We start from the raw sequence: 8,262 nt of genomic DNA on the forward strand, positions 1-8,262 counted from the left end.
ACACACCTTTCCTTGCGGCAGCTATCAACCTAGATACCCCTTCAACCAGAGAATGGTCGAATACTCCTCAATTAGAACATGTCATAACCCTATCTTTTCAACATACAACAGTTTCGAGGTTTCTTCATCTGCTCTCTCAACACGTCGGCAAGCCCATCACTTTAGAATACGATAGCCTCTTCCAAACCTCGGTAGTAACCGGAGTCGATGGCTTACCCTCAGGCAACCTAAGCCATCAAAGAAAATTGCGGATATCAGCCAGACTAGGGGATCCAAGTCTCGAGCTATCTTTACGTCGCCTACCCACCTACAAGGTCATAGAAATATTATGTCTAGCGCTTGGCAGAGAGATAGTTGTCTGTCCCCATTTCGTCGGTTATCACCTCAGACCATCCTACTTTTTGCAAGTTGACGCTCCGTACTACCCGGCAAATTCACAAGAGTGGAGGCTTCATGAAGTGGGGATAGACCTCATTCACTATCTTCAGAAACTGCCTCCTGAAGCATGGTCACCCGCCGATCCCGTCATAGGGCACGCCCTCGTAAAAATGGCAGGGCTTTGCCTACAAAGTACCTCGATACGCATTCCTGTCTGCTCCCAATCCCCTTCTTCCCTCCACAACGTTCCTTCTCTACTCTCGGAAAGGGATCTTAGTCCTGTTTCTCTTGGATTATCAAAAAGACAATTCTTGCTATTGGATAACAATGGCAGTTTTTACTCTTTTTCCATAGGTCTAAAATTAAGAGCGAACTGTAGTCTCGCACGAAATTATCAATTGGATGGTTTCAGCTTTATGATTAACGATTGGCCGGAGGAACGCGTACGTCTACAGCAAAAGGAAATCCAGGAACATTGTATCGCAATAGACCCACCGAGAATAGTTTATGGTCAATTTCAAAAAAGACACCAACTCCCCGCCACGCTGCTGCAACGGTACACCTTCCATTTCCCAAAAACAACGACACTTGGCCATGCTCTAGAAGAGATCGGAACCCGAACCGGAATTAACGTTGTTATCGTCGGCCTTCCCCAACAGAAAATAAGTCCATCCTGTACTGCTTTCACCCGTCGCCCTCTTTTAGATATTCTCAATAGCATTCTTCAACCGAATCCATCCACCTCACCATTCTATTGGGCGTATGCAGATAATACCATCATTGTGAGTAACAGCCTTGTAGATCCGAACTTCGATGCGCTCAACAACAAAATGGCTCCTCTACTCCCGAATCTCTAGGCTATTGCGTAGGATTCATTCGCATGGCCTACATCTTTGCTATCGATGTGCGCTAGCAAGACAGGGAGCGTTATTTTGCAACAACGCAGTTACCCTATACTGTCATAGGCTGTGCTTGGAAAAGGACTACCCAGTTCTCACCCCTTACTTCTCTCCCTTCTAATCAAACCTGTACACTTAGGGAGCACTTCAAAGTTATTTTTCTGCAAAAACTAGAGGGCTTGCATGGCATGACCATCTTGCGGTAGAATGATAGGCGTCTGCGAAAGCGGACACAGAAAGCGTGAACCTTTAAGTCGGTCCGGTGAGGCTGACAAGGGATGTGCTGTCCGTTCTACCCTATCAATGCAGTAACGCCCGGCCAAAAGCTGGGTTAGGATTGACACAACACCCTCTCCGCCTCCCCCGGCCCCAGATCGCGGATGGTGGCAAGCTGTGTCGTGCGCTCCGCCTCCGCAAGGAGAGATAGCCGTGGAGAGCGAACATCCAAAGACGGATGCCTTAGATAACCTACAAACCGTGCCCCTTATGGATGCCGATGACATCCGAAGGGCGCTCACCCGCGTTGCTCATGAGATCGTCGAACGAAACCGAGGTGTTGAAAACCTCGTCCTTATCGGCATTCTTACCCGCGGTGCTCCTCTTGCTCAGCGCCTCGCGCGACTTCTTTATCAGATAGAAGGAACCTCAGTCCCCGTAGGCCGTCTCGATATCGGCCTCTATCGAGATGACTACGGCACAAACCCCAAAGGCCTGCCCGCCGTCGCCCCCTCCGATATACCGGTAGACCTCAATGAAAAGCGCGTCGTGCTGGTGGATGATGTGCTCTTCACCGGTCGAACCGTCCGTGCCGCCCTCTCCGCCCTCCTCGATCTGGGACGGCCGGCCTCCATCCAACTTGCCGTCCTGCTCGACCGAGGCCACCGTGAACTGCCCATTCGCCCCGATTTCGTCGGCAAAAACGTACCAACCGCACGGCACGAACATATTGCCGTGCACCTTAGCGAAACCGACGGCGAAGACCGCGTCCTCCTGCAAAGACGAGGCGCCTAGCAACACAGTGAAGGAACTTAGGGTATGCGTCACCTACTGACTCTGCGCGAAACGTCGAAACAGGATATCCTGCACATCCTGCAGACGGCTGCCAGCTTCAAAGAGATTCTGCAGCGCCCGGTAAAAAAAGTGCCCACCCTTCGTGGCCGCGCTATGGTAACCCTCTTTTACGAAAACTCTACACGCACCCGCACCTCTTTTGAAATGGCCGCCAAAATCATGAGCGCCGAAGCCATTAACATCGCCGTCGCGCAATCGTCGGTGGCCAAAGGAGAATCGCTGAAGGACACCCTGCTTACCCTACAGTCTCTGAAGGCCGACTGCATTGTGATGCGCCACTACGCCGCCGGCGCCCCAGAATTTGCTGCAAAGCTGCTGCATACCCCCGTGGTGAACGCCGGTGATGGACGCCATGAACACCCCACCCAAGCTCTGCTCGATCTGTTTACCATCCAACATTACAAAGGTACCATCGAAAACTTAACTGTGGCCATCGTGGGCGACATCGCACATAGCCGCGTCGCTCGCTCCAATATCTGGGGGCTGACCAAGCTCGGCGCCAAAGTGCGCCTGGTCGGACCGCGAACCCTTATGCCAAAAGATGCCGACCAGCTGCCGGTAAGCGTCTATTACGATTTAAAAGCAGGGCTTGAAGGGGCCGATGTGGTGAACGTTCTGCGCATTCAGACGGAGCGCCAAGACCGTGGGTTGCTTCCAGGACTTCGGGAATACTCCCGACTTTACGGCATCTCCGCCTCCACCCTGCGCTACGCAAAGCCGGATGTGCTGGTGCTGCACCCAGGCCCCATGAACAGGGGCGTGGAGATATCTGCCGAGGTTGCCGATGGCAAGTGTGGAATGCAATGTGCCGTGACCGAACAGGTGACCAACGGGATCGCCGTTCGCATGGCCGTGCTCTATCTACTGATGGGCGTGCCCCAACCTGAGGAGAGCTGAATTGAGAACTATTTTGGCCGGAGGGCGCATTCTCGACCCCTCCCAAAATCTCGACCGCGTGGGCGACCTGCTTATCGAAGATGGTCGCATTGTGGGCATCACCCCTCCAGGCGAAACCCGCCAAGCCGATGAAGTGATCCCTGTGGACGGCCTGCTTGTAACTCCAGGGCTTATAGATATCCACGTTCATCTGCGTGAGCCTGGCTTTGAATATAAAGAAGACATTGAAAGCGGTACGTGCGCCGCCGCCGCAGGAGGGTTCACCTCCGTCTGCTGCATGCCCAACACGAACCCAGCCATAGATAGTGCTCCGGTTGTTCACTACATTCGTGAACGGGCCGAAAAATGTGGCTTCGCCAGGGTTTTCCCCATCGCGGCAGCCACCAAAGGCATGGAAGGAGGCCAATTAACCGAGATGGCCGAGCTGAAGGCCGCCGGCGCCATTGCCATCTCCGACGATGCCTTCCCCATCCAAAGCGCCGAGACGATGCGTAGGGTGATGGAGTATTGTGCCATGCTCGATCTGCCGCTGCTGACCCATAATGAGGACAAATCGCTGACCGCACACGGGGCCATGAACGAAGGCTACGTCTCCACCGTGCTCGGTATTGCCGGCATGCCGCGAGTCGCCGAGGATATTGCCGTGGCGCGCAATATCCTCCTCTGCGAATACACAGGTTGTCGTCTTCACCTCCTGCACATCTCCTCAGCACGAACCGTGCAGATTCTGCGCCAGGCCAAAGCAAAAGGCTTGCCGGTTACCGGAGAGGCCTGCCCCCATCACTGGGTACTTACAGAGGAGGCTTGCCTCGGATACAACACCGACGCCAAAATGAACCCTCCCCTGCGCACAGCACAGGACTGCGAGGCGATTAAAGAGGCTTTGGCCGACGGCACCATAGACTGCATCGCCACCGACCACGCTCCCCATGCCGCTCATGAGAAAGAGACGGAGTTTGAAGCCGCTCCGTTCGGCATTGTAGGGCTTGAGACGGCCTTTGCCTTGAGCTATACCCATCTCGTGCTTCCAGGTAAACTGTCCCTTAACGACCTCATCGCGCGGCTAAGCTGTAACCCGGCGCGCATTTTGGTGCTTCCACACAAACTCGGCACGCTTCAACCGAATGCCCCTGCCGATGTGGCCGTGTTCGACCTCGACGCCGAATGGACGGTTGATCGCGAAAAACTTCACTCAAAGTCGAAGAACACGCCGTTTCATGGGGCTACTGTTAAAGGAAGGCCGCTTTTCACCCTGCTGAACGGCAGAAAAATAGAGGTGAATTCGCATGACTAGCAGAGCGCAAACGGTTTTCAGCGGGGGCACCATCCTCACGATGGAGCCGGAAAGCCCCGTGGCCGAAGCCCTCGCGATCGGTCCCGACGGCCGTATCCTTGCCGTCGGACGAGAGTCGGAGGTCAAAATCCTTGCGCGTTCCACAACCAAACAGATTGACCTTCAAGGGAAAACGCTTCTTCCCGGATTTTTCGACTGTCACATGCACATTCTGCCTCTAGGCCTTGCGCTTATGCAAGTGGATCTCTCGCCTTCCGTGGTCAAGTCGGTGGACGATATCGTTCGGCTTTTGCGCAAGCGCCTCGAAGAACAACCAGACGCGCCATGCATTCTGGGCAATCGCTACGACCACAACCGCTTCACCCCTCCCGTACATCCCACGCGATACGATCTCGATAAGGTCTGTACCGACCGCCCGGTGCGCATCGAGCATACCTCCGGCCACGCGGCCGTCGTCAATAGCTATGCCCTCAAGCTTTTAAACATCACAAGAGATACCCCTGACCCCATCGGGGGAACCATCGTACGCGATGCCCAAGGCGAGCCAACCGGCGTCCTGCTTGAAACGGCCAGTTGGCAAAATCTCGATAAGATCATTCCTCCTCCCACGCGATCCCAGCAGGTTGAAGCGCTGAAACTTGCCAATCGCTACCTCATAGAGCGTGGCATTACCTCCGCTTCCGACGCCAATACGCTCCCTGAAGAGATCGAGGCCTACGCGCAAGCGGTGCGCAATAAAGCGCTTCAGGTGCGTGTCAACGGCATGATCGCTTGGGCCGAAGTGATGCGCGCCTCAGGCGATAACCCTCCACCCCCTCACGAGTTTCATCATCCCGATGTCAGCGGGCACCAGTTTCACATTGGGCAGGCAAAACTCTTTTCCGACGGCGCCATTACCACCCGTACCTGTCGGCTATCGCAACCCTTCCAGGATATGCCCGACAACTACGGTCTCTTCCTTCACCCGCCTGAAGAGCTAGAAGCCTATATCCTAGCAGCCCATCAGAAGGGTTGGCAGATCGCCACCCACGCTATCGGAGACGCCGCCATAGACCTTGTCCTACGCTGCTATGCCAAGGCGCAACGCGCCCACCCGCGCCCACGCCCCGGCCATCGTATCGAGCACTGTATGCTTCTCACCTCCGATCTAATCGCCCGCCTAAGACGCCAACACATCTGGTCTATCGGTCAGCCGGAATTTCTTATGCAGCTTGGCGACGCCTATATCGCCGCACTCGGGGCAGAACGGGCCAATGCGCTCTCTCCCTATGCAACCCTCGAAGCCCAAGGAGTGGCCCAAGCCTTCAGTTCCGATTGCCCCGTCGTTCCGGGCGCTCCTCTCGATGGCATTCGCGCCGCCATGGAACGCAAAACACCCTCCGGCATCGTTCTCAATGACCAAGAGAGGGTCTCGGCCGAAGTCGCCCTCTATGCCTATACCGCCAGCCCTGCCTACGCCACCCGCACCGATGATGACCGTGGCACCCTCTCCGCAGGGAAATGGGCCGATCTCGTGGTTCTCTCTGAAAACCCTATGCAGGTTCCCCTTTCCGAATGGGAACGCCTCAATGTAGTGGCCACTTTCATACAGGGCGAGCAAGTCTACGGGGAGCTAGCCTAATAAACAGGAAAGAAAGATATGAGTAAAGCGATCCTTGTTCTTGAAGATGGAACCGTTTTTGAAGGCGAATCGTTAGGAGCCGGTGGATACACCACAGGTGAGGTTGTTTTCAATACCGGCATGACCGGCTATCAGGAGATTCTTACCGATCCCTCCTATGCTCATCAGATCGTTACCCTCACCTATCCACTCATCGGGAACTACGGCATCAATCCCGACGACTTCGAGTCGCGCAAGGTACAGGCAAGCGGCCTTGTGGTGCATGAGGTATCCGAGACACCGAGCAACTGGCGTGCCGAGTGGAATCTTCACGATTTCCTAAAGGAGCGTGGAATTGTTGCCATCTCTAAAGTAGATACGCGCGCGCTTACACGTGCCTTGCGTATCCGAGGGGTCATGATGGGAACCATCTCCACCGAGGAGACCCCACAACAGGCCCTCGAACGATTGCGCTCTGCCCCACGCTACGAATCGGCAGACCTTACCCGTCTTGTCACCACCGAACAACCCTATCGGTGGCACCCTGGGGATAAGGCACCGTCTCCTTTCGATTCCCCTACGGCCGCGCGCGAAGCGCGATGGCGCCTCGCCCTGATTGATTGCGGCGTAAAATATAACATTTTGCGCAACCTGGCCGCGCTGAATTGCCAGGTTACCGTCTACCCCTGCACAGCTACCGCATCGGAGATTCTGCGTGAGAACCCCGATGGCATCGTCCTCTCGCCCGGCCCCGGCGACCCAGCACACCTCGGCTATATCGTGGATACCGTGCGTGCTTTGGCCGAACGCAAACCGATCATGGGGATCTGCCTCGGCAATCAACTGCTAGGATGCGCCTTCGGCAGCCGAACCTTCAAACTGAAGTTCGGGCATCGGGGCAGCAACCATCCGGTGAAAGACCTGCAAAGCGGCCGCGTCTACATCACCTCACAAAACCATGGGTACGCCGTCGATCCCGATAAACTACGCGACGGCATGGAAGTTGCCCAAATCAACCTTAACGACGGCACGGTTGAGGGGCTGCGCCATCGGGAGCTACCCATCTTCTCGATTCAGTATCACCCTGAAGCCTCCCCTGGGCCCAACGATAGTGCCAACCTCTTCCGTAAGTTCATCGAGATTCTAGAGAAGGTCGAGGCCAAAAAATGACCGTTTTCCACCGTGATAACGCTCGGTTAACGCCGGACGCCGGCGCCAAAGAGTTGCAGTTGAAAAAGAGAAACCGCTACTACTTTTCTCTCTTTCTGCTGTTAGTCCTCGGCTACGCGGCTTTGGCCTTTACCACCGGCTACATTCCCTCCGGCTCTATGGAGCCCCTGCTGAAGCCTGGCGATCATGTGTTGCTAATGCGGGCATGGGCCGCTTACCCTTTTGGCATCCTCCCCTCCCGTGGGGACGTGGTGACCTTCCATTTTACCAAGGCGGCTCAAGAGCGCGACGCCGCCAATTTCCTCGGCGCCGAAGCGACTACAATCAAAAGCGGTGAAATACTTATCAAACGAATCGTGGCCCTACCCGGTGAAACCGTGCAGATACTCGGCAATACAGTCTATATCAACGGCAAACCGCTGCACGAAAACTACACGACCATCCCGGTTAGCAATCCGAACCTCTACTATCCTTATGCCGTCCTTCAGCCGCTAAAAGTGCCTTCGGACTGCGTTTTCGTCTTAGGAGATAATCGCAACAACAGCGACGACGGCCGCTTTTGGGGGCCGCTGCACATCAGCGACATTACCGCGAAGTATATCATGACCCTCTATCACACCAAACCGCCTAAAGATTCGGAGGATCAATGAGGCTGAACCGGCAACACACAGTGAATATATCGCCCTGGAAAGCCAGCGCCTTTCATGGGCGCAACGCTCTTCTTCTCCTATTTCTTCTCTGCTTCGGCCTCATGCTCTTCGTACGGCTCTACGCGTTAGCCAGCGATGCCTATCCTCGTCTTTCCTGGAGCGGCGCCCTCCTCACCGATGAAGGCTTCTACCTCCATAACGCCAGAAACCTCCTCCTCTTCCACCATACCACCACCGATGAATTCAATAACGACCTCATCATGCCCTACCTCCACTATGCCCAAATCCTCACCTTCCACCTCC

The 8,262-nt window shown here is 55.2% G+C and carries 9 protein-coding genes; 8 read left to right on the forward strand and 1 reads right to left on the reverse strand.

Going from position 1 to position 8,262, the window contains the following annotated elements:
- Positions 1-1,235, forward strand: a 1,235-nt coding sequence (locus VKV18_RS01995) for a hypothetical protein (protein WP_324202556.1), incomplete at its 5' end; no start/stop codon positions are given.
- A gap of 212 nt (positions 1,236-1,447) precedes the next feature.
- On the opposite strand, the gene VKV18_RS02000 is transcribed toward VKV18_RS01995, so the two are convergent.
- Complete coding sequence (locus VKV18_RS02000; RefSeq protein WP_324202557.1) at positions 1,448-1,621, reverse strand: hypothetical protein; 174 nt, start codon at positions 1,619-1,621, stop codon at positions 1,448-1,450.
- An 85-nt stretch (positions 1,622-1,706) separates the two neighbouring features.
- Between VKV18_RS02000 and pyrR the strand changes: the two genes are divergently transcribed.
- The 7 genes from pyrR to VKV18_RS02035 all read left to right on the forward strand — a co-directional run.
- On the forward strand, positions 1,707-2,288 hold the full coding sequence (gene pyrR / locus VKV18_RS02005; RefSeq protein ID WP_324202558.1) for a bifunctional pyr operon transcriptional regulator/uracil phosphoribosyltransferase PyrR: 582 nt from the start codon (positions 1,707-1,709) through the stop codon (positions 2,286-2,288).
- 24 nt (positions 2,289-2,312) lie between these two features.
- Entirely contained in the window at positions 2,313-3,245 is a 933-nt protein-coding gene (locus tag VKV18_RS02010; protein ID WP_324202559.1) for an aspartate carbamoyltransferase catalytic subunit, read from the forward strand.
- 1 nt (position 3,246) lies between these two features.
- Complete coding sequence (locus VKV18_RS02015; RefSeq protein WP_324202560.1) at positions 3,247-4,539, forward strand: dihydroorotase; 1,293 nt, start codon at positions 3,247-3,249, stop codon at positions 4,537-4,539.
- Positions 4,532-6,160, forward strand: coding sequence for an amidohydrolase (locus VKV18_RS02020; RefSeq protein WP_324202561.1), 1,629 nt, complete (start codon positions 4,532-4,534; stop codon positions 6,158-6,160). Before VKV18_RS02015 ends, VKV18_RS02020 begins: the two co-directional genes overlap by 8 nt.
- An 18-nt stretch (positions 6,161-6,178) precedes the next feature.
- On the forward strand, positions 6,179-7,309 hold the full coding sequence (carA, locus tag VKV18_RS02025; RefSeq protein WP_324202562.1) for a glutamine-hydrolyzing carbamoyl-phosphate synthase small subunit: 1,131 nt from the start codon (positions 6,179-6,181) through the stop codon (positions 7,307-7,309).
- A complete protein-coding gene (lepB, locus tag VKV18_RS02030) occupies positions 7,306-7,959 on the forward strand; it encodes a signal peptidase I (protein WP_324202563.1) in 654 nt (217 codons plus the stop codon). Before carA ends, lepB begins: the two co-directional genes overlap by 4 nt.
- On the forward strand, positions 7,956-8,262 hold a 307-nt coding region (locus VKV18_RS02035; RefSeq protein ID WP_324202564.1), incomplete at its 3' end, for a hypothetical protein. The genes lepB and VKV18_RS02035, both read left to right, overlap by 4 nt.

The organism is Chthonomonas sp. (assembly GCF_035294505.1).
GTDB lineage: Bacteria > Armatimonadota > Chthonomonadetes > Chthonomonadales > Chthonomonadaceae > Chthonomonas.

Bases quoted from the DNA above. Each gene is read 5' to 3' on its own strand.
- VKV18_RS02010 (WP_324202559.1), top strand. From the start codon at position 2,313: ATGCGTCACCTACTGACTCTGCGCGAAACGTCGAAACAGGATATCCTG.
- VKV18_RS02020 (WP_324202561.1), top strand. From the start codon at position 4,532: ATGACTAGCAGAGCGCAAACGGTTTTCAGCGGGGGCACCATCCTCACG.
- carA (WP_324202562.1), top strand. From the start codon at position 6,179: ATGAGTAAAGCGATCCTTGTTCTTGAAGATGGAACCGTTTTTGAAGGC.
- lepB (WP_324202563.1), top strand. From the start codon at position 7,306: ATGACCGTTTTCCACCGTGATAACGCTCGGTTAACGCCGGACGCCGGC.